The organism is Neobacillus mesonae (genome assembly GCF_001636315.1).
GTDB lineage: Bacteria > Bacillota > Bacilli > Bacillales > Cytobacillaceae > Neobacillus > Neobacillus mesonae.
The window spans coordinates 5,034,498-5,054,125 of record NZ_KV440949.1 but is presented as its reverse complement, the minus strand read 5'-3'; the positions used below and the strand labels follow the sequence as shown (position 1 = coordinate 5,054,125).

Here is a 19,628-nt window from a genome sequence, read left to right as displayed (position 1 = left end):
GAAGTTGAACAAAATTTTCGGCGATGCATACATACAAATGATCTCTACTGATCCAACACTACTTAATATATCAGTATGAAATATGGGAAAAGAGCTTACTCAAAGAGTAAGCTCTTAAGCACCAGTATATACAGCATCACATACTCCAGCTTTTGGTTCATAATAACAATGATTTTTAAATTGACCAGAATGAGGTTGACCGTACCATGTTCCAGGACATGGAGCATACGGATTAAAATACCAAAGGGAATATTTTGATGGGTGTTGTCTCCAATATTCTAAATTTTGTTTTGCTAATCTTTTTTCAGAGGTTCTTGCTTTTTGATAAAATACATTTCCTTTTTGTACTGCCTCAAACGAATAATTCCCGCCTTGTACTTGAAAAATGACTTGTGGAATGGTTCTTAAACCTTTAAAGTCTGAACAATCTGCTTTGACTCGATTAACAATAACATTTCCGACCATTAACATTCCCAGTTTTCCTTCACCCTCGGCTTCCGCCCTCATCATCCTTGCCATTAAGGCAACATCCGAACTTCGGTAATTTACTCTTGGCATTTTCTCACCCCAAAATTATTGTATGAATAAAAGCCTGCATTGATGTCTTTGTTTATACATATGATAGCGGATCACAGAAAGATACTTACCGCAGAGTAAATCAACATCAAACACATAATCAACCGAAATGATTTATCATGCTTTGCAAAAATACTTTTAAAAATCGAACCAAACCCAGACCACAAAAGCAATGCTAACCATCCTAGAAAAATAGTCTAAGCTAAATAAATTGCGACGAACTCAAGAGAATCATGAAATGGCAAAATGAAGCACTCATTACCAATAAAAAGAACAAAATGCTTTTAACATTTATAATTTGAAAAATAAAACCGGAAAGAAAAGAGGAATGCATATTATGAGTGCTCACCGCTGAACTTTTGTTTAACCCCACCTGCCAAGCCAGATATAGTAGATATATTACACCCGCCACTTTAAAATATGGCTCAACAATAGGAATGAAATTGTATAAACCTGTTGTAAACAAGCCGCTCATAATTCCAAGGACCGCAAATCCTGCCAAAATGCCGCTAATGAATCGCCATGAGCCTATAAAACCAAAACTTCTCGCTTCATTCATCAGTATGATGTTACTAGGACCTGGTGTAATGGATGTAATAATAACATAAGAAAGAAATGCAACTAAACTCATAAATTCACCTTCAATAATTTACTATTAAATGACCTTTATTGTAAGATGATATTAACTATAAATAAAATTGAAATTTATAAAATCATTATCATTTTTTTCGATACATCACAAAACTTTAGGAGAAATTCATGGAAATTAGACACCTTATAACGTTTCAGACGATTGTCGAAATCGGTAGTTACTCAGGGGCTGCATCGAAGTTAGGATACACACAATCCACTATCACATTTCATATTCAAGCATGTAAAAAGAAACTTGCAGCTTACACACTTAGGGAAATTCCTGCTCAATATTTAAAATATTAGGAGTGATATTGTGATTAATCGTGTTAACGAGAAATTGGAGGCAGCCCTTAATGATTGGGAAATGATGAAGACGGCTTCAGAAGATGAAAGTGAAGAATGTGCGGAACGGTTTGAGATGCATTTTTATCAGTTTATTGATGAATTAAAGCTTTGGTATCAGCAGTTAGAACAGCCGCCAGCAACGGTCGAAGAAGCTGAAAATCTAATGGAAATTAAAAAAATTATGGAGCGCCTGCCTGCACCGCTTGAACTTAACTTCTATACAGAACTTGAATTAATCATTGAAGGACAGGACCGAGTTCGCTATGATTAAAATTAATCCTCGGATATATCTTTTATTTTTGTAAATAATAGAATTGTTAACCTGAATTGAGGAGGATTTGTATGCAGCGAGAACAACAACCTACTGAGGATTTGAATTCTAATTTGAAGCCAGAATTTACCGGGACTAATCCCCAAAAAGTAAAACAAGAAATTCAAAAGGATGTAAGCCAAGGGCAAGGTGCAATGACCTCCCGAGAGGCAGGAGCTATGCGTGATTAAAAAGCCACTATTTTAAGTGGTTTTTTATTTTTTCGCATCAAAAATTTAATCGTTTGTTAATAATAAATTAATAAGAACTTTACACTCCAAGCTTAAAGTAGAAATATAAAATTTTATGTTAGGGGAAAAATTAAGTGAGTAGTTTAATTGATATTTTTTTGCATCTCGATAAGCATTTGAATCTTTATATGAATGAATATGGGATCTATATTTATCTCATCCTGTTTATCATCGTTTTTTGCGAAACGGGCCTTGTCATTATGCCATTTTTACCTGGCGATTCTTTAATATTTGCAACTGGAGCTTTAGCGGCAGCCGGTTCCATCAAATTAATGCCTATTTACCTGATTTTTTGCCTAGCTGCCATTCTCGGCGATACGGTGAATTACTCCATTGGCCACTTTTTACGGGATAAAGTTTCTGCCCGTGAAAACATTCGGTTCATAAAAAAAGAATACTTGGACAGGACCACAGAATTCTTCGATATGCACGGTTCTTCTACCATTATCCTAGCAAGGTTCGTACCGATTATTCGGACCTTTGCGCCTTTCGTGGCCGGAGTGGGCACAATGCCATACCGTAAATTTTTATCGTACAATGCCATCGGCGGGATTCTTTGGGTAAGCATCGCCTTGTTCGCTGGCTTCTTCTTCGGCAACATTCCGATTGTCAAAAACAACTTCAGTATCGTGGTTCTTGGAATCGTCGTGGTTTCTTTGTTGCCAATAGTGTTCACATATATTAAAAATAAAATGGCGGATAAAAATATTTAAATACTAAAAACACGGCTCCGGTGTTCGAAGTCGTGTTTTATATTTATACTATTTCCAAACTCGCAGGTAAAAGTAATTCTACTTCCGTCCCTTCCCCTTCATTACTTTTTATTTTTATTTCCCCCTTGTGTAACTTCGTGATTCTTTTCGCAATATGAAGACCTAAACCAGAACCCCCAGTTTCGCGGCTCCTCGCTTTATCCACCCGGTAAAATCGTTCAAAAATATTCTTAATTTCATCCCCCGGAATGCCTATACCGTAATCTTTCACGCGAACAACTGCATTCACATCATTTTTTTCTAAAAAAACATCAATTTTTTCATTACTATATTTAATAGCATTATCGAGTAAAATAATGATGACCTGCTTGATTTTTAATTCATCCGCCATAATAAGGATGGGTGATTGCTTGAAATGAAGGGTAATTTCTCTTTTATATACCTCTTTAAGCTGTTTTAAAATTGCTTGGCATAACGATACAAGATTGACTACATCCATGTCCAATTCTACTTCTTTTTCTAATGAAGCTACATCTAAAAAAGTTTCTGTCATTTTTTGAATTCTGGTAGCTTCAGAGTGAATCGCTTGGATCGCTTCATCTGCCATTTCTTTATCTTCAAGCCCATGCCGTCTTAACAAATTTGCATAGCTCTTAATCACAGTTAACGGCGTCTTCAACTCATGGGAGGCATCAGAAACAAACTGGGACTGCTTTTCAAAGTTATCCTCCAGCCTGTCAATCATTCTGTTAAATGTATTCGCTAATGTTTGAAGTTCATCCTTCGTATCATTATGAATGGAAATCTTCTTTGGCACTCCGCTTCGCTCAATATCTTCCATCGTATTAATCATATTGGAAATAGGCCGCATAATGATATTCGATAGCCATCTACCGCTGAGCAATGATAGTATAGCTGCTAACACCGTGCTGACCCCAAGAATCCATAATAGGATATCTTTCCTTGATTCGAGGCCAGCTAATTCCTGCCCAATCTCCAGGCTGCCATTTACCAGGGTTCCATTTTGAATTGGGACACGAACAATTAACACTTGCTTTTCCTCGTGCTCTAACACTAGTAATCGTCTTTCAGATTCCTGTGTATTCACATATTTCCCTTTGACTTTTTTGGTTAGCTCCTTTTCATTCGTTACCTCAAAAAGGATCCGTCCATCAGGCTGCAGGATACGAATATAGGAATTTTCGGTTAAATTATTCTTCAGATCACTTTCAATTTGATCAGATAAATCATTGTCTCGGATATTTTTTATAATATCCCCTGCCTTTTGAAACGCCATGTCCTCTTCCATATTGACAGTCGTTTTCATAAATAATAAATAAACGACAATGTTGATCAAAATTAAGATAAACAGCATCCAAGCTGTCGTTAATAGATTAATTTTTAATGTGATCCTCATCTGCGTTCTCCTTTATCGTATAGCCAATGCCTCTAATCGTGGTGATAAGTGAAGAAGAGAAATCGTCTTCTATTTTTTTTCGCAAATGCCGGATGAACACGTCAATCACGTTCGTTTCTCCCTCATAGTCATAGCCCCATACATTTAAAAGAATATTTTCTCGTGTGACCACTTTATTTTTATTTAAAATTAAATACACCAGCAGGTCATATTCCTTCGGAGTTAAGGTGATGGAAGTACCTGCCCTTGTCACTTCTCTTGTATCGGTGTCAATCTCTAGATCCTCTACTGTTAGAATGGATTTATCTTCCTTTAGTCCATTTTTCGTATAATGACGGAGGCAGGAACGAATTCTTGCTAATAATTCTTCAATCTCAAATGGCTTTGTCACATAGTCATTCGCGCCTTGGTCAAGGCCAGCTACCTTATCAAACGTGGTATTACGGGCAGTTAAGAGAATCACAGGAAGGTCTTCTTTCTCCTTTCGTAATCTCCTTAATACATCAATCCCGCTTAATTTCGGCAGCATTACATCCAGTAAGATTAAATCAATTTCACTATGTAAGGCCTTCTCCAGACCGTCCTTCCCATTATGTTCAACCGTCACATTGTATCCTTCATATTCCAACTCCATCTTTAATACACGCGCAATTTGAATTTCATCCTCTACGACTAATATATGAGTTTTCATATTGATTCCCCCTGCAGTATCATGAACAAAAACTTATATAACATTATCTACAATTAAACTGTACCATTACAATTGGAAGATTTCATTTTTTAATGGAATATTAATGTTTTTTTCATAGCCTGTTTAGTTTTCTTTTTTATAGTTAAGGTACCCACTTGTGGCTAAAAGTACTTGTTAAAATTCAACATCTCAATATGAAAACTGGTGGGAGACTTTTTCATTACAAGGTCAACATATGTCAAACAAAGGGAGCTTATTATGAATTACGATTTATTTAAATCCATTAATCAATTTGCGGGTCACCATCCATTTTTAGATGGATTGATGGCCGGAGTAACGAACAACGCCTTAATGATCTATGCCATTGTTTTACTGCTCATTTGGTTTTTCGGAAAAGATCAGTATAAGAAAACGGTCGTTTATGCAGCAATTACCGGTGCCTTTGCATTGCTGATAAACTTCATCATTGGTCATATGTACTTTGAACCACGGCCATTTGTATCACATAAGGTCAATCTATTAGTTGACCATGCGGCGGACGCTTCGTTTCCAAGTGACCATACAACAGGAGCATTCGCCTTAGCACTGGCAGTCCTTTTCGTTCATCGAAAAATTGGAATCGGCATGCTATTGTTCGCCTTCCTAACAGGTTTATCCAGAATCTATGTGGGGCATCATTATCCATTTGATATCTTAGGAAGCATTATCGTATCGTTAGTCATTAGTACCGTTGTTTTCAAACTGAGCCCGTTTCTTGAACCCGTTGCAAACGCCATTATTCACATTTATAACCGAATCCCTCTTGTTCCGAAAACGACTGCAAAAGGAAACAGCAAAAACCTTTAATTCACAACAAAAACACCAGCTTAAGTTAAAAGCTGGTGTTTTTGTTAACTCCTATTTATATTACCTTGTAAAAAATTCTTTCAATACATTTCTTTTGATAAAAACATGTAGTAATTCAAGACTCGCAACTACTTTATAATTCATCCACACGGACACATGTATATCCCTTTGTTTTCACTGTTTTAAATACATCCTTTAAAGCATTAATTGTATTTCTAGGAGCATCTAACTCTGCTCCTAGTGTATCTCCGCAGTCATGGAGCAAGATGACGTCCCCGCCTTTTATGTTTGATAGTCGATGTTTGATCTTTTCACTGCCGCCAGAGGTCCGCCAATCTTCCGCCATAATCGACCAAAGAATAATTTTGTATTTGGCTTTTTTGACAAAATCAAAAAGATTAAGCATTCCCCAGGGCGGACGGTAATACACAGGTCTTACCCCAGTGATCGTTTCGATAATTTTTGCTGTATCCTCAAGCCCCTTGCAAACCTTCCAAGGGGACATGAACCAGTTCGAATGGTGAACATAATTGTGGATCCCGATTAAGTGGCCTTCTTGATGCATTCGCTGGATTAGGTCAGGCTGGTTTTCAGCTTTGGAACCAACCACAAAAAAGGTTGCCTTTACGTCATTTTTCTTCAATAAATCAAGAAGAATTGGAGTATAAATTGGGTCCGGTCCGTCATCAAACGTGAAGGCTATCTTTGAAGGATCATTTACCCTTTTCAATACCTTCAGCCCTAAACCACGTGATAGAAAATATGGGACAACAGTGTAAAATAAAATGAAAAAGATGATAGCTGAAATAATGAAGCCCATATTATATACTCACCTCTATTTCCTCTCGCTTTTGAATCGTTCTATAATTTGATGCTTTAGGTGATTGAACACGTTTCACCGCCCCGACAATTACACGAAGGGCATCTATTGACGAATTTTTGGTTTGATATTTTTTGATTCTTTGTTTCATCCATTTTAACGGTGCTGAATTGTAGACAAGATTTTCAATCTGCCTAATCACATCTTTCTCTGATTTGGCAATGAAAGCAAATCCTGAACGATATAAATATTCCGCATTATCTTCTTCCTGACCAGGCAGCGAATGATAAATTAGTAATGGTAAGTCCATGGACATTGCCTCAGAGGTTGTGACTCCCCCCGGTTTGCTAATCATTAAGTCTGATATGGCCATTAATTCATGAATATTTTCGCAATAGCCAAAAATTCTCACATCATGCTTTAAATCCTTTAATTCCCACTCTAATTGTTTTTTTAACTTATTGTTTTTACCGCAAACGACGAAGATTTGAATCGGTGTGGAGATAGATTCCAATGCCCGAAAGGTTGTCAGTCCTTTTCCAAAGAAGCCGTCTCCCCCTCCCATGATAAGAATGGTGAACATATTTGGATTCAACATATATTTGTCTAAGAGAAATCCCTTTGGAGGAACCTCCATAAATCTTTTCCGCACAGGTATTCCAGTGTTCTTGATTTTATCTTCCTCTACCCCTAAATCAATCAAACGGTCACGCACCTGTGTCGAACCTACCACATATTGATCTGTATGGGGATAAATCCAATATGAATGGTCCGTATAATCCGTTATGATGGTTACCGCTGGGATATCAATTAATCCCTGCTCTTTTAATTTCGATATGATGCCAGCAGCAAATGGATGGGTGCTGACCACCACTTTTGGTTTAATTTCCTGTATAATTTTAAGCATGGTCTGCAATCCCAATAAAAAGACCGAATTTAATTTGACAGAAAAGGAACTTTTTACACGGGTTTTCCTATACAAAAAGCTGTATACTTGAGGAAACTTATTAATTCCCCTTTTATAAATGTAATGACTGATCGGATAAAGATAGGGATGAGTCCACTCCATGATATCAATCGTGATAGGCTCAGCATCGTCCAGCATGTAATCTATTACCTCACTTATCGCATTTGCCACTTGTTTATGCCCCTCGCCAAATTTGGCTGAAAGAATTAGGTATTTATCCTTTTCACGATTATTCATGCCTTTTCCCTCCTCAAAGTCTATGCTCTTGCGAAACGGTAAACCTTTGACTGTTCACCATGGCTTGCAGGCATAAGAGATTTGTGTTCCAATATCCCGTTCATGATTTCTGCTATTATCGTAGGTCCCTCGATTTCGATTCCCTTTTGATAGGCATCGATGGATTGTTCCCAACCATTCATTTTATGAGGGTCTCTCAAGATACTAAGCAGTTCCTGTTCAAAGGAATTTTTTTGCTGTAGCTGAAAAACAAGACCTTTATTTGTTAAATACTGAAGATTGATTTCTTCCTGTCCGGGAAGCACAGATTGGACAAAAACAGGCAGTCTTTTCTGCAGCACTTCACTAATGGTGACTCCACCTGGTTTTGTAACAATTGCATCCATTTCCTCATACAATTGATTCATTTCTTCTCTTGATGAAATGTATGGCAGCTGTTTGATATGGTCCACGCGCCAGGAACTGATGTCATGGTACAATTTCTGATTGTTTCCACATAACACATAGAAATCGGATTGTGAGGATTGCTTTGATTTTTCTAACATCTTGACAACTCCTCCCAAACCATTATTTCCGCCGGAAATTAATATTTTTGATCTGCTTTCTCGTTTTTTTGACATTGTTTTTTGGGTAATTTCCTGATGCACAGGAATACCAGTGACAATCATCCTTTGTTCCGGTATATGATAGTTTTTAAGTAGTTCAGCTTTTACATCCTGGCTTGGAAGGAAATGATAATCAATCTCTTCTCTCCCCCAAACATTGTTAATAAAGAAATCCGTATATACATTCATAACGGATACATCACATTTCCTCTTTCTTTTTAACTGACTAAGAAGATAGGATGGAAAACCATGTGTACAAACAATTAAATCTGGCTTTTCTTCGATTAGCAAATGCTCCATTTTTTTCAAAAAGAAATAATGATACCATTTAAAGGATTGTTCATTTTCAGTAGATGCATAAAAAAATTTCTTATACGCTAAGTCATATGTTTCCGGCGCATAACGAATCCATTTTAAATATCCGCTCGTAATCATTTTCTCAAGCTGAGGATTCGCATAGCTTAATAGGTCGACTTTTTTTACTGTTATTCCTTTTAATTGCTTTTTCACTAGATCCATTAATGCCTCGGCAACTTGATGATGTCCTGAGCGCATTTGTAAAAAGGGTAAAAACAAAATCTTTTTCATTTCTGTTTCATCTCCTGTTCTGCAGGAATCTTTTACATAATTACTACCCTTTTAATCTACCACCGATTTTTTTTTAACCTTTCATTTTCATCAATTTTTAATGATACGGACAGGAGATTTTTAAGTTCAGTGCACCAATATAAAAAGAGCCGCACCCAGTCTTTATTGGATGCGGCTCTTTTTTTAAGCCTTTCTTTTTTTTAAAAAATTCACGAAAACAACATTCAAGAAAATCAGTAAAAGGACCAATCCTAAATAAGGAACATACTTTGGATTAATGTAAAAGGCGCTTCCAGCATAGTAGCCCGCTAAAATAAACGGAAGTATCCATGAAACAGTTCCTAAAATGGAGGAAAGAAGAAAATCCAAAAATGAAATTTTGTTAATACCGGCAAAGTACGGGCTGATCTGCCGTAAGCCAGGCATATAAAATCCAAAGACAATCGTTTTACGGACATTTCTCATGTATTTATTTTTCACTTTAAACCATCGTTCTTCCGTTATGCCGACATATTTTCCATATTTGTGGATAAAAGGACTGCCTATATATTTCCCAACAACGTAGGCAGAAAGCATTCCAGTAAATGCTCCGAAAAAAGCCGACAATACAGCGGGGAGGAATGTCAGACTATGCTGATCAATTAACAAGCCGATTAGAAATAAGAGCGATTCTTCCGGTGCGGGAATGCCGATAATACCAAAGAATAAAAAGATGAAAATCATCAAATAGCCATATGTGTTTATATAATGTAAAAGGGTGTCAATATTCATAATTCCTCTTTATTCCATTTTTTACCTATATGAATCATGGGTTGGATGAAACAAGTCTTCATCTGCATTTCTGACCATTGAAAAGTGTTCAACGTTGTAATGACCATGAAGTGTTTTATTATGATGCTTGATAATTTGTTCTGCACTTAGAACTTCACTGTCCGTTGTTGAATGCCCATCACCAACCAATGTGACATCCAAGCCACTTATAGTGGCTGTTCTAACAGCGGAATCGATACAGTATTGTGTTGCACAGCCCATAATAACTACATGCTCAATTTCCTGAGACTGTAAATGCTCTAGAAGTCCAGTCCCATGAAAAGAATTAGTTGCCTTTTTATCGAAGATCTTAGCATTCAAAGGGACATTAATTTCATCATGAACTTCAAATCCTTTCCCTTTACCTCCCCCTACATCCAGATCTCTTACGAAAACAATTGGAACATTAGCGTTTTTTGCCTTTTCTATTACTACATTAATATTTCCGATCAGCTTTTCTTTATTAAAAACCGCACTTTCCTCTTGGCTTCCATCAATTAATTCTTGTTGTGCATCAATAATTAATAATGTTTGCTTCAAAATCATTATCCCCTTTCTAATAAAACCTTGTTTGTTCTACAAATAGTTATATTTATTAATGAATGAGAACATTCGCTACATATTGGGCACTACCTGCTGAATTAATAAATTCAACTTCTAAAACGTATTTCCCTTTTTTGTTTGGGAATTGAAATTCTCCAGAATCATCCAATGGAAGCTCGATTCGTTTGTCAGCTTGTAATAGTGAAACCGTGATCTTTGGGTCAGTCCAAATATCTCCTCCATTTTTTTCATTCTCTTTAAATTCCAATGACACTTTCTCATTTGGAAAAACCTTTATTTCCTTCAGTGATGATGCGAATTCTTCAATATCTTCTATGGTGTTTTGTACATCCTCACTTGCTGTTTTCCAACTGATATTTGCTTCTGTTAATTGAACAGATGAGATATCGAAATGTAACTGAGCAGTAGGAACTCCCACGTCATAATCTTCGGCAAAACACCCTGTTAGTGTAAAAGCGAAGAGCAATCCTATCAATAATTTAATAAATATCTTCATCTCATACCTCATTGTTTTGGAGTAAATTAAACCAGTAGTTCCACGCTTGACGGTATCGCTCAAAATCATGTGGATGATGTTTTATACAGGCACCTACTCTAAGGTATAAACCAATAAGAACTTTTTCATATAAAAAAGAATTACATTCTTCGCATTTAATTGTCAAATGACCTACCGCTTCATCTATGATTTCTTTTGTTAATTCATCTGGGGATGAGCAGAAAGCATAGATTAAATCATAAAGGGGATCTCCAATAACAGGTGTTGGGTCAATCACACCGCATAACTTCCCTTCTTTGAAAATGAAATTATGCACTCCACAGTCCCCGTGCAATAAGAAAGGCACGTTCCTATAGTTAATTTTTTGGACAATACTTAATATAAAGTCATGATGATGATGATCTAAACTTGAATGAATAATTTTCTTTGCTTCCATGATTTCGTCTATTAAAAAACTCTGCCAGGAATCACAAGGCTGGTCCGACCAGCCCCAACCCATATGATTAGGAACGGACTTATAATGGTTTAGCAATCCTTGAACAAGTCCCTTGAGCATTTCCTTTTTATTTTTTCGATCATAATTTGTAGAACCACTGATGAAGGAATATACGATGTAATTATATGATTTTTCCGCGAATAAAACTCTTGGTAACAAATTTGATTCTTTGTAAGAATGAAGAAAATTGACCTCCGATTCAATAACCTGCGGTTCATTAGACTTGACCACATACTTATTGCTTATAAGATATAACTCACTGACTGTACCTCCGTTTAATTGTTTATATTCAGTAGGTTCTGAATCAATGATATTATTACTAATTAGTTGATTTATAATCTTTTGTATATCCATATGATTCCCTTCTCACTCTCCTATGGAAATAAACTAATTCCCTTTTAGTTATATTCAAACAAACTTACTAGATAATACCTATGTATTTACAAGTATTTGTGTCCCCAAGCACACAAAAACGCTTGGGATTCCCAAACGTTTTTGACCTATTGTATTTTTCCAAATTATATTCCAGATTGCATTTTATAATTTCTCAAAACCATACCATTTACCCTCGTCATACCGAACTTTTCATAGTACGGAACTAAGTCATCATCACAACATAAATCTATCATATATATGTTACTAAGCTCATTTAGCATCCGATTTACTAATTCTTTACCTATACCTGCATTTTTATATTCTGGTAAAACTTCAAGAAGTGGAATATATGCAGAAAGAACTCCATCACTAATAGCGGTAATAAATCCGACCACACGATTTACTCTATCATCTAATGCAATTACTACTTTATAGCTGTTTTTTAAAAGTTTTAAATGAGTTTCTGGATTTGGCGAATTTAACCAATCTACAAAAAATCCATTCAACATATCAGACGAAATACCTTCAAGAGAATTTTTATAAATAATCATTCAATCAACTCCTAAATTCTTTTTGGGGAGATGATTATCTATCAAAAATAAAGTAACAATAAAGTGACCTCCAAACATTTTTCGACTACTATAATATATTCACCAAATAATCTAAAAATCCTTTTCATATTAACGTAAAGATTTAAAAAATGGTTTATCCCCTTACCCCATCCCCATATACATATAAATAAAAACCAACAGGAGTAGAAACCATTGGACAAACAAAATAGAAGCTTTAGATGGGTTGTCTTTGCTTTAGTATTGTTTACGTATTTGTTCATGTCGAGTCAGCGAACTGCTCCGGGATTGATTACAGAGCAGCTTATGAGTGACTTTCACGTAACGGCCACAACAATCGGATTGCTAACAAGTATTCAATATTTTGTCTACACTGGTTTGCAAATTCCGATGGGGATGCTGGCCGATCGTTATGGGCCAAATTTTTTTCTCATTATCGGGGCGATTCTTACTGGAATAGGTACCGTCATTTATAGTCTAAGCACCAATGCATTTGTTCTGTTTTTCGCCAGAATACTGACGGGGACGGGGGATGCTACAATCTGGGTCAATATGGTGTTAATTTTGAGCCAATGGTTTAATGCCAAGGAATTTACCCGCTTAATTGGTGTGGCTGCCATGACTGGCAGCCTTGGATTCCTTTTAGCGACAGTCCCCTTCTCCTTATGGATTGACCTACTTGGCTGGCGGACAGCATTTTTTTCAACAGGCCTGCTATTATGTTTATGCAGCATTCTTCTATATTTGGTCCTTATCAAAAAACCTCACCAATCAGTATTTGTAACAAGCAAGTCACAACGGGAAAAAACATTTGTTTTATTAAAAAGAATATTTTCGAATCGGCAGGCATGGGCTTTATTTTTGTGTCACTTTGGGATTGTCGGCACGTATGTAGGATTTATCAGCTCATGGGCCGTGCCCTTTGGAATGAATGTGTATGGAATGACACGATCAGATGCGAGCCAGCTAATTTTGATTGGGCTTGTCGGGGCGCTTATTGGCTCTCCTCTCATCAGTTGGATTTCAAGCCGGTTGGGTTTGATTAAACGGCTGTATATTGTTTTTCATATCATTCTTTTTTTATGTTGGTCTAGCTTTCTTTTATTTCATGGGAATCCGCCTTTGCCATTGCTCAATATACTGTTTTTTATCATTGGCCTTTCCTACGGGGCAAACGCCTTAACATTTGCCGCTGTTCGTCAATCTTTTCCGATCATGGAATCCGGCATTGTCTCCGGGTTTGCAAATACCGGTGGGTTTTTAAGTGCCGTCTTGCTGCCAGGCATTTTTGGAAAAATATTAGATCATTTTCAGTCCGCTTCTAGCAGCATTGCTGATGGATATTACTATGGCTTCATCACTCCTGTTATCTTCTCCATGTTTGGATTGTTTGGAGTGATGCTTTTAAAAGAAAGCGTCAAGATCATGGTAAAACCAATAACTGATTCTAATCTGAAAAAACAAATCACCAAAATCTAGTAACAAACAGCTTCGATTTGAAATCTAAGGGGAAATTAACCACAGAAAAGGTGCAATGCGTCACCTCTTTTTCTAGATTATAAGAAAGGCAATTAGTAAGTAAATTAGCTTATCCACGTATTTTTTGATTCTTTGATTTTCCACTCCCTGTCTTTGTAGTGGACCGTAATTTCTACACCAATGGCACCTTTCCCCGACCTATATTTAGAACCTTCAAAGAAAACATTATGATTAAATTTAAAATCCACTTTTTCAATTCTTAGTAGTACACCATCCAATGCTAAAGTGTCTGGATTATAATATCCTTTTTCCTTAAGTTCCTCGAACGTGGCATCCATTACATTCACTTTATATTTAGCTTTGAAAAAATTTAAAATTTCCTCTTCCTGCTTTTTACTTACCTCCTCAAAATTACTCATATCAATTGCTATAAATTCCATATCACTGTTTAAAGCCTTATCTTTTTCCATAATCGAGTCCAATGCAATGGTATATATTTCACCCATGTGTTCCTTCGGATTTTCCCCAAAACTACAAGCACAAAGAAGCATTGATACCATAAAAAGATTTAACATCAATCTTACTTTCATTTTAACGCCCCCTTTTGTAAATAAGACGTCAAACATTGAAAAAGATTGCAAATAAAAACCACTTGCTTGAATTATATTCCAAGTGATTCTTATAGAAACTATTTCGGCCTTTCAATTTCAAGGATTTCTCCGATTTTCGCATAATTATTTCCTGCCAATCGGCTGACGGCAGCAAGTCCTTTAGGGTTAATTTTTTCCGATTCTTAAAGATCACTTTCAACATGAAATTGAACAACTTTCCAAAAATTAGATCGCAGGCGGGTGAATCTCCCCTCCTAATTCTAAAGACTGCTCCAGTTACATTCCCTTGCATTTGATTAAGGCAAAATCCTCTAAATATTCCTCCTTCTTCAATATTAAACTGGTCCGTTTAAGCAATATTTTTATATTGATTTTTCATGGTGATATTGAAAAGCCAAGCCAATAAATAAGGAATGGCAAATAATGAAATAGACTTTAAAAAATAGAGATTTTTTCTTTCCTTTCGAATAATAACGACTATTTTTTCCAATCCTATTGAAAAAGCGGAAAGGGAATTTCTAATAATGAATGAAAGTAATATTAAACTCACCACTCCTGAAATAGCAGTTCTCTGGTCGTCATACATTGAAATGACCGCAGCACAGTGCTTTTACAGACATTTTAATCAATATCTTCAGGATACGGACATCAAAGCGATAACTGAAGAAACGTTAAATATGATTGAAAAACAAATAAATACAATTGAATCAATTTTTTCAAATGAAAAGATCCCAATCCCAGTAGGATTTTCAGACAAAGATGTTGATTTAACTGCACCTGCGCTCTATACCGATTTATTTGCATTAAGTTTTGTATATCGTAGTGGTCAGGTTGTCATGCCTTATTATGCAAATGTTCTTGGAAAAGTTTCCCGACAGGATATTTATAGTTTTTTTGAAAGTTGTTTACATAGGGAAACACAATTGCATAAGGAAGCGTTAAATCTTATGCTTACAAAAGGGTTAATGGATAGGCCGCCAAAAATGGTCTACCCCGAAAATGTGGAGTTTGTTTCACATTTTCCATCATTAATTAATACCTTATTAGGTGATAAAAGACCGCTAAACACGTTAGAAATCGGAGAAGTCTATGGTTGTATTGAAAGAAATGCAATAGGCCTAATCCTTTTGATGGGATTAATACAGGTAACGAAGGATAAAGAAATTAAGGATTACTTCCTAAAAGGAAAAAAACTTGCTGAAAAACAAATACATACATTTAATAAATTGATAAGAGAAAATGACAATTTTATTGGGTTTCCATTGAATCTAGAGGTGACCAATTCAACCACGTCTCCTTTTTCTGAAAAATTAATGCTATTTTTTATTTGTTCTTCCAACCAAATTGCTATTTCTACCCTTGGATATGCATTATCCATCACAATGAGAAAGGACTTAGCCGCCCAGTGGTCTCTTATCATGGCGGAGATTATGGGATTCGGCGGGGATGGAATAAAAATTTTAGTTGAACGAGGATGGATGGAAAAACCCCCGCAACCGATCGATCGAAATGAATTTTATAAATCTTAGAAATAACTATAGGTGCATATTTTTAACGAGGGGGGCGAGTCCGTCTCCCTATTTGATTTTATATTTGAGTCCAAAATAACTCATTCCCCCAAAAAATTAATCTGCTGACTCGGATATATATAGGTAAAAAGCATTATCATATGGTAAAATTATCAAATGATACAAAAATTTATTTGGGGGAATTGGTATTGTTTGATATTATTTTTGGTTCGCTATTAATTGGTTTCTTAATCTTGATTTATCCTACTAACTCCCAACCCTCTTTTTCGTGTTCATGAACAACTTGATGGTAATCTTCCTCAGGAGTAAGTTTAAATGTAGATAATTTAATTTTTACAAATTTATGTTCATACATTGAAATTACCTCCCAAAAATTTCGCATGACTTTAAGATTACCGAAACACATAATTATTTTTTCCACTATTCCCCTCTCAAGGCATTTATCTAACCGTAACACAATTCTTATAATGCGAGATCTGTTTTTACTGTTTGATGGCAAAATAATTTCCATTCAGCTCAAAGGAAAAATCTATTATAAGTTGAAATATAAAGCTAAGAAGTTATTTGCACAATTATGGAGGAACGAAAAAACTTTAGGGGTGACTTTATGACTAAAGAAGACCAAGATAGAAGACAGATAGAAGGACATAAAAAACATCCAATGAGTAACTTCTCAGACTCAGTTAACCGTTCAATGGTTGGGGATTTAGGAGCATTAGCTAAAGGCGGCTGTTTGACAAAAATAATAACCTTAGTCATAATTGTTTGCGGCATTTTAATGCTTTCGCAATGTACTAATTAATGGAGTACAAAATGAAAAAATTTATGTTAAGCCTCACTCTTATGGGATCTTTCTTCTATTTAGTAGGTTGTGTTGGTTTCGACACCGAAAGCGCAGTTTCGAAAAATCCAGATGCAGAAGAAGTACTGCGTCTCAATAAAAACGCCAATATTTTTCAATGGGAAGGATTAATTTATACAACGAATATTGATTGGGTAAATGAGTTAGAACTTACCAAGGGTGATCTGGTTGGAGAGATTACAGAACCCTTTACAAATGGAAATCCTAAATCATTTAAAAACGGTATGGCAAACAAATTACCTATTGGGACAAAAATTTATTCCGCTAAAGAAAAACCAGGTATTTTAATTGTTGAATACAATGGGGAAGAAAAGTATTATTTAGTATTGGTCGAAGGTTAAGGATGGTATTCAAAAAAAGCATCGAATCATTTCGATGCTTTTTTTGAATGATTTTTCCTATTTAATTTTATCTTCAGAGGCCCAATGGTTATCATTCTTTTCAGACAATTATATCTTATAGAACTTCTTCTAAACAAATTTCTTTTAACTTCATCATTATTTCATTCTTTGATTTAACCTCATATTTCTCCTTTATTTTTGCAATATAAGATGAAACATAGGCAGCTGCAAAACTATGGCCATTCAAATTATATTTCTGCATTGGTCCTTCAAGCTGTCGTGGCAATCCATAAGCCTGAAATGAAATTTCTTCATCAGGATTATAAAAACATAAATCCGGTCGGGCTAATTCTCCCGTTTCAACACCAAATACCGATTGATAACTTCCCGGCCACTTTAATCCACGTCTTTTATCACACGAAGACACAATAATAATTCCCGCCTTTTCTACTTCCTCGCAAATTTCCTGAAAAGCTTTTATATCTTTTTTTACACTTAAACTTAAATTGATAATATCCATTTCTTGCTGTATACACCATTCCATAGCTGCGCACAAAACCTCGATATGAGTAAAGAGTTCTTGATCAAAAACTTTAACTGCCCACACTTGAGCTTCAGGAACCTGTTCCGAAAAAACACCTGCTACAGCAGTACCATGCCCTAAACGATCTGTGATGTCATTACTTAGTTCAATCTTGCCTTCCCGCGTAACCTTCAAAGCAATCCCGCCTGCAACATTGTTAATATGGGGATGCCATCGATTAATTCCACTATCAACATGAGCAATTTTAATCCCCTTACCAATTCCTAAATCCTTGTTAGTTTGACATCTTCGCCAGCCTCCCATTTGCAAAGACTCCCTCCTCATAAACAATCTGTCCTTGATCCATTCGCACTACTTGATTTACCCAGCCAATATTTTGTAGACGGTGCGTTATAACAATAATTGTTTTATCAGTCATTTTATCTTGTAAAATCTTAAAAATTTGTTGTTCCGCTACTGAGTCAAGATGACATGTGGCCTCATCAAGGACAAGAATTTCAGGGTTAAGTAAAATGGCCCGAGCTAAAAGCAGCCTTTGCTTTTGACCTGCCGACAAATTCACACCCCGTTCACTGAGTTCGGCCTTTAGCATACCAGGAAGTTGTTTTATTGTATTCCATAAATCTACATCCATTAGAGCCTTTTCCATTTCCATTAGTGAGAACTTCTTTTTCCCAGACTGGAGAAATTCCTCGATTGTCCCAAACCAAATCGGATCATCATGAGAGACAAAACAAATTTGTTTATGCCAGCTTTCCTTTTTGACCATTTGTATATCAACACCATCACAATAAATAGTACCTTGGGTAGGACGATAAATTCTTGCTAATAAAGAGACTAAAGTACTTTTTCCAGATCCGCTCTCGCCAATTATGGCTATTTTCTCCCCTTTTTCAATAGAGAACGATAGGTTTTCAAGAATTCTTTTGGAATTATCATAGGAAAAATGGATCCCTTTCAAGTCAATGATAGAATGAAAGGCAGATATTTCCCCATTTCCATCGGTTTCTTTTGGAATGCTAAAAAATTCATTGATTCTATTAACTGCTGCCTTTCCAGATTGAATACGGATGTAGACCTGGGCAAACCCTTGTACGGAACTATATAAATTTGCCTGGTATGCGGTAAATGCTAATAATGCTCCGAGTGTTAATGAACCTTCCAATACCTTTATCCCTAAAAACCACACAAGAGTTATGGTCGAAAACCAAATCATGAATTGCGGTACACTTTGTGCACATGTATTGATAACGGCTAATTTAATCGATTGCTTATTCCCACTTTCAAGGAGGCTCGTATATTTATTTTGCATCCAAGGATTATAGCTTCCTGATCGAATAAATTTCATCGATGATAGTGACTCAAATAAAAAGCTTTGAATCCTTGAACCGATTTCTTTCATTTCTAGGTTTTCCTTGAATAATAAATTTCTGAATTTGTGAGTACCCCAAAGCAAAATCGGCATCAAAATCATACAAAAAAGTGTCATCATCCAGTCAAATAGAAATAATACAATTAAACTGAATAATAAAGTGAGGCACAGATTAATAATTTGCAAAATAATATCTGTATATAAACGCTGTATTTCGCTAATATCTTCATTTAGACGGGTAGTTAAATCTCCAATTCTTCTTTTTCGAAATAATTGTATCGGTAAATTTAATAAATGATGATAAAATTCAGTCCGCATAAGAGTAACCATTTGAAGGCTAGTTTTCATATAAATAAATCTAGTTATAGCAGAAATAAGATAAGTTGAAAAAAGCAGCAATACAGCTATTCCAAGTGCTCTTTCGAACGGATATTGCTTCTGCACAAATACTTCATCAATAATAAATTTGCCAATAAGCGGCTGAAGGATAAAGAGAACAGTTCCAACAATGCTTAATAGCAAAACGAGCAGCAAACGTCGCCAATACGGTATTATAAACTTCACAAGTTTTAATTCCATTT

The 19,628-nt window shown here is 35.8% G+C and carries 23 protein-coding genes and 3 pseudogenes; 9 read left to right on the top strand and 17 right to left on the bottom strand.

Features of this window, described 5'->3' with window-relative positions; all coding sequences use genetic code 11:
- Nucleotides 1–114: 114 nt before the first annotated feature.
- Both A6749_RS23805 and A6749_RS23800 read right to left on the bottom strand, forming a co-directional pair.
- Complete coding sequence (locus A6749_RS23805) at nucleotides 115–558, bottom strand: cell wall hydrolase (RefSeq protein WP_066397923.1); 444 nt, start codon at nucleotides 556–558, stop codon at nucleotides 115–117.
- 71 nt (nucleotides 559–629) lie between these two features.
- A pseudogene (locus A6749_RS23800) lies at nucleotides 630–1,207 on the bottom strand (LysE family translocator).
- A gap of 128 nt (nucleotides 1,208–1,335) precedes the next feature.
- Here A6749_RS23800 and A6749_RS27870 point away from each other — a divergent pair.
- The 4 genes and pseudogenes from A6749_RS27870 to A6749_RS23790 all read left to right on the top strand — a co-directional run.
- A pseudogene (locus tag A6749_RS27870) lies at nucleotides 1,336–1,464 on the top strand (LysR family transcriptional regulator); the annotation flags it as partial.
- A gap of 58 nt (nucleotides 1,465–1,522) precedes the next feature.
- Complete coding sequence (locus A6749_RS23795; RefSeq protein WP_084797957.1) at nucleotides 1,523–1,825, top strand: hypothetical protein; 303 nt, start codon at nucleotides 1,523–1,525, stop codon at nucleotides 1,823–1,825.
- A 71-nt stretch (nucleotides 1,826–1,896) separates the two neighbouring features.
- Nucleotides 1,897–2,055 (top strand): hypothetical protein, encoded by a 159-nt coding sequence (locus A6749_RS28690; RefSeq protein WP_164745645.1) that lies wholly within the window; start codon nucleotides 1,897–1,899, stop codon nucleotides 2,053–2,055.
- A 134-nt stretch (nucleotides 2,056–2,189) separates the two neighbouring features.
- Complete coding sequence (locus A6749_RS23790) at nucleotides 2,190–2,828, top strand: DedA family protein (protein WP_066397920.1); 639 nt, start codon at nucleotides 2,190–2,192, stop codon at nucleotides 2,826–2,828.
- Between the two features lie 43 nt (nucleotides 2,829–2,871).
- Here the strand turns inward: A6749_RS23790 and A6749_RS23785 are convergent, their stop codons facing one another.
- Together A6749_RS23785 and A6749_RS23780 are read right to left on the bottom strand one after the other, a co-directional pair.
- Nucleotides 2,872–4,245 (bottom strand): sensor histidine kinase, encoded by a 1,374-nt coding sequence (locus tag A6749_RS23785; RefSeq protein ID WP_066397918.1) that lies wholly within the window; start codon nucleotides 4,243–4,245, stop codon nucleotides 2,872–2,874.
- Nucleotides 4,223–4,936 (bottom strand): response regulator transcription factor, encoded by a 714-nt coding sequence (locus tag A6749_RS23780; protein WP_066397915.1) that lies wholly within the window; start codon nucleotides 4,934–4,936, stop codon nucleotides 4,223–4,225. The genes A6749_RS23785 and A6749_RS23780 overlap by 23 nt, the downstream gene beginning before the upstream one ends.
- A gap of 258 nt (nucleotides 4,937–5,194) precedes the next feature.
- Here A6749_RS23780 and A6749_RS23775 point away from each other — a divergent pair, with 258 nt between their 5' ends.
- Nucleotides 5,195–5,782 (top strand): undecaprenyl-diphosphatase, encoded by a 588-nt coding sequence (locus tag A6749_RS23775; protein ID WP_066397910.1) that lies wholly within the window; start codon nucleotides 5,195–5,197, stop codon nucleotides 5,780–5,782.
- Nucleotides 5,783–5,915: 133 nt separating this feature from the next.
- Here A6749_RS23775 and A6749_RS23770 read toward each other — a convergent pair whose 3' ends face one another.
- The 8 genes from A6749_RS23770 to A6749_RS23735 form a co-directional block, all read right to left on the bottom strand.
- Nucleotides 5,916–6,602, bottom strand: a complete 687-nt coding sequence (locus tag A6749_RS23770; protein WP_066397908.1) for a polysaccharide deacetylase family protein — start codon at nucleotides 6,600–6,602, stop codon at nucleotides 5,916–5,918.
- A gap of 1 nt (nucleotide 6,603) precedes the next feature.
- Nucleotides 6,604–7,806, bottom strand: a complete 1,203-nt coding sequence (locus tag A6749_RS23765; protein WP_066397906.1) for an MGDG synthase family glycosyltransferase — start codon at nucleotides 7,804–7,806, stop codon at nucleotides 6,604–6,606.
- 20 nt (nucleotides 7,807–7,826) lie between these two features.
- The gene (locus A6749_RS23760; protein ID WP_066397905.1) at nucleotides 7,827–8,999 is read right to left on the bottom strand and encodes an MGDG synthase family glycosyltransferase; all 1,173 of its coding nucleotides are present in this window, start codon (nucleotides 8,997–8,999) and stop codon (nucleotides 7,827–7,829) included.
- A 183-nt stretch (nucleotides 9,000–9,182) separates the two neighbouring features.
- Nucleotides 9,183–9,770, bottom strand: a complete 588-nt coding sequence (locus A6749_RS23755) for a DedA family protein (protein WP_066397904.1) — start codon at nucleotides 9,768–9,770, stop codon at nucleotides 9,183–9,185.
- Nucleotides 9,771–9,791: 21 nt separating this feature from the next.
- The gene (locus A6749_RS23750; protein WP_066397901.1) at nucleotides 9,792–10,349 is read right to left on the bottom strand and encodes a cysteine hydrolase family protein; all 558 of its coding nucleotides are present in this window, start codon (nucleotides 10,347–10,349) and stop codon (nucleotides 9,792–9,794) included.
- A 55-nt stretch (nucleotides 10,350–10,404) separates the two neighbouring features.
- Nucleotides 10,405–10,869 (bottom strand): hypothetical protein, encoded by a 465-nt coding sequence (locus A6749_RS23745; protein WP_066397898.1) that lies wholly within the window; start codon nucleotides 10,867–10,869, stop codon nucleotides 10,405–10,407.
- 1 nt (nucleotide 10,870) lies between these two features.
- A complete protein-coding gene (locus tag A6749_RS23740) occupies nucleotides 10,871–11,719 on the bottom strand; it encodes a phosphotransferase (RefSeq protein WP_066397895.1) in 849 nt (282 codons plus the stop codon).
- Between the two features lie 164 nt (nucleotides 11,720–11,883).
- Complete coding sequence (locus A6749_RS23735; RefSeq protein ID WP_066401147.1) at nucleotides 11,884–12,288, bottom strand: GNAT family N-acetyltransferase; 405 nt, start codon at nucleotides 12,286–12,288, stop codon at nucleotides 11,884–11,886.
- A 216-nt stretch (nucleotides 12,289–12,504) separates the two neighbouring features.
- On the opposite strand from A6749_RS23735, the gene A6749_RS23730 reads away from it, so the two are divergent.
- Nucleotides 12,505–13,788, top strand: coding sequence for an MFS transporter (locus A6749_RS23730; RefSeq protein WP_066397892.1), 1,284 nt, complete (start codon nucleotides 12,505–12,507; stop codon nucleotides 13,786–13,788).
- A gap of 104 nt (nucleotides 13,789–13,892) precedes the next feature.
- On the opposite strand, the gene A6749_RS23725 is transcribed toward A6749_RS23730, so the two are convergent.
- On the bottom strand, nucleotides 13,893–14,378 hold the full coding sequence (locus tag A6749_RS23725) for a peptide ABC transporter substrate-binding protein (RefSeq protein ID WP_066397887.1): 486 nt from the start codon (nucleotides 14,376–14,378) through the stop codon (nucleotides 13,893–13,895).
- A gap of 98 nt (nucleotides 14,379–14,476) precedes the next feature.
- Nucleotides 14,477–14,675, bottom strand: a pseudogene (locus tag A6749_RS29425) (flavin reductase family protein); the annotation flags it as partial.
- 248 nt (nucleotides 14,676–14,923) lie between these two features.
- Here A6749_RS29425 and A6749_RS23710 point away from each other — a divergent pair.
- Nucleotides 14,924–15,928 (top strand): DUF3231 family protein, encoded by a 1,005-nt coding sequence (locus A6749_RS23710; protein WP_066397872.1) that lies wholly within the window; start codon nucleotides 14,924–14,926, stop codon nucleotides 15,926–15,928.
- 238 nt (nucleotides 15,929–16,166) lie between these two features.
- On the opposite strand, the gene A6749_RS28175 is transcribed toward A6749_RS23710, so the two are convergent.
- On the bottom strand, nucleotides 16,167–16,283 hold the full coding sequence (locus tag A6749_RS28175; protein ID WP_127486675.1) for a DUF4177 domain-containing protein: 117 nt from the start codon (nucleotides 16,281–16,283) through the stop codon (nucleotides 16,167–16,169).
- A gap of 252 nt (nucleotides 16,284–16,535) precedes the next feature.
- On the opposite strand from A6749_RS28175, the gene A6749_RS23705 reads away from it, so the two are divergent.
- Both A6749_RS23705 and A6749_RS23700 read left to right on the top strand, forming a co-directional pair.
- Entirely contained in the window at nucleotides 16,536–16,730 is a 195-nt protein-coding gene (locus tag A6749_RS23705; protein WP_066397870.1) for a hypothetical protein, read from the top strand.
- 11 nt (nucleotides 16,731–16,741) lie between these two features.
- Nucleotides 16,742–17,131, top strand: a complete 390-nt coding sequence (locus A6749_RS23700; protein ID WP_084797956.1) for a hypothetical protein — start codon at nucleotides 16,742–16,744, stop codon at nucleotides 17,129–17,131.
- Between the two features lie 115 nt (nucleotides 17,132–17,246).
- Here the strand turns inward: A6749_RS23700 and A6749_RS23695 are convergent, their stop codons facing one another.
- Together A6749_RS23695 and A6749_RS23690 are read right to left on the bottom strand one after the other, a co-directional pair.
- A complete protein-coding gene (locus A6749_RS23695; protein WP_066397848.1) occupies nucleotides 17,247–17,978 on the bottom strand; it encodes a S8 family serine peptidase in 732 nt (243 codons plus the stop codon).
- Nucleotides 17,950–19,626, bottom strand: a complete 1,677-nt coding sequence (locus tag A6749_RS23690) for an ABC transporter ATP-binding protein (RefSeq protein WP_066397846.1) — start codon at nucleotides 19,624–19,626, stop codon at nucleotides 17,950–17,952. Before A6749_RS23690 ends, A6749_RS23695 begins: the two co-directional genes overlap by 29 nt.
- Nucleotides 19,627–19,628: the final 2 nt, after the last annotated feature.

What these genes read in the sequence shown, in the direction of transcription:
- A6749_RS23805 (WP_066397923.1), bottom strand. Translation starts at nt 558, where the DNA reads ATGCCAAGAGTAAATTACCGAAGTTCGGATGTTGCCTTAATGGCAAGG.
- A6749_RS28690 (WP_164745645.1), top strand. Translation starts at nt 1,897, where the DNA reads ATGCAGCGAGAACAACAACCTACTGAGGATTTGAATTCTAATTTGAAG.
- A6749_RS23785 (WP_066397918.1), bottom strand. Translation starts at nt 4,245, where the DNA reads ATGAGGATCACATTAAAAATTAATCTATTAACGACAGCTTGGATGCTG.
- A6749_RS23780 (WP_066397915.1), bottom strand. Translation starts at nt 4,936, where the DNA reads ATGAAAACTCATATATTAGTCGTAGAGGATGAAATTCAAATTGCGCGT.
- A6749_RS23775 (WP_066397910.1), top strand. Translation starts at nt 5,195, where the DNA reads ATGAATTACGATTTATTTAAATCCATTAATCAATTTGCGGGTCACCAT.
- A6749_RS23770 (WP_066397908.1), bottom strand. Translation starts at nt 6,602, where the DNA reads ATGGGCTTCATTATTTCAGCTATCATCTTTTTCATTTTATTTTACACT.
- A6749_RS23765 (WP_066397906.1), bottom strand. Translation starts at nt 7,806, where the DNA reads ATGAATAATCGTGAAAAGGATAAATACCTAATTCTTTCAGCCAAATTT.
- A6749_RS23760 (WP_066397905.1), bottom strand. Translation starts at nt 8,999, where the DNA reads ATGAAAAAGATTTTGTTTTTACCCTTTTTACAAATGCGCTCAGGACAT.
- A6749_RS23755 (WP_066397904.1), bottom strand. Translation starts at nt 9,770, where the DNA reads ATGAATATTGACACCCTTTTACATTATATAAACACATATGGCTATTTG.
- A6749_RS23745 (WP_066397898.1), bottom strand. Translation starts at nt 10,869, where the DNA reads ATGAAGATATTTATTAAATTATTGATAGGATTGCTCTTCGCTTTTACA.
- A6749_RS23740 (WP_066397895.1), bottom strand. Translation starts at nt 11,719, where the DNA reads ATGGATATACAAAAGATTATAAATCAACTAATTAGTAATAATATCATT.
- A6749_RS23725 (WP_066397887.1), bottom strand. Translation starts at nt 14,378, where the DNA reads ATGAAAGTAAGATTGATGTTAAATCTTTTTATGGTATCAATGCTTCTT.
- A6749_RS23710 (WP_066397872.1), top strand. Translation starts at nt 14,924, where the DNA reads ATGAATGAAAGTAATATTAAACTCACCACTCCTGAAATAGCAGTTCTC.
- A6749_RS28175 (WP_127486675.1), bottom strand. Translation starts at nt 16,283, where the DNA reads ATGTATGAACATAAATTTGTAAAAATTAAATTATCTACATTTAAACTT.
- A6749_RS23705 (WP_066397870.1), top strand. Translation starts at nt 16,536, where the DNA reads ATGACTAAAGAAGACCAAGATAGAAGACAGATAGAAGGACATAAAAAA.
- A6749_RS23700 (WP_084797956.1), top strand. Translation starts at nt 16,742, where the DNA reads ATGAAAAAATTTATGTTAAGCCTCACTCTTATGGGATCTTTCTTCTAT.
- A6749_RS23695 (WP_066397848.1), bottom strand. Translation starts at nt 17,978, where the DNA reads ATGGGAGGCTGGCGAAGATGTCAAACTAACAAGGATTTAGGAATTGGT.
- A6749_RS23690 (WP_066397846.1), bottom strand. Translation starts at nt 19,626, where the DNA reads ATGGAATTAAAACTTGTGAAGTTTATAATACCGTATTGGCGACGTTTG.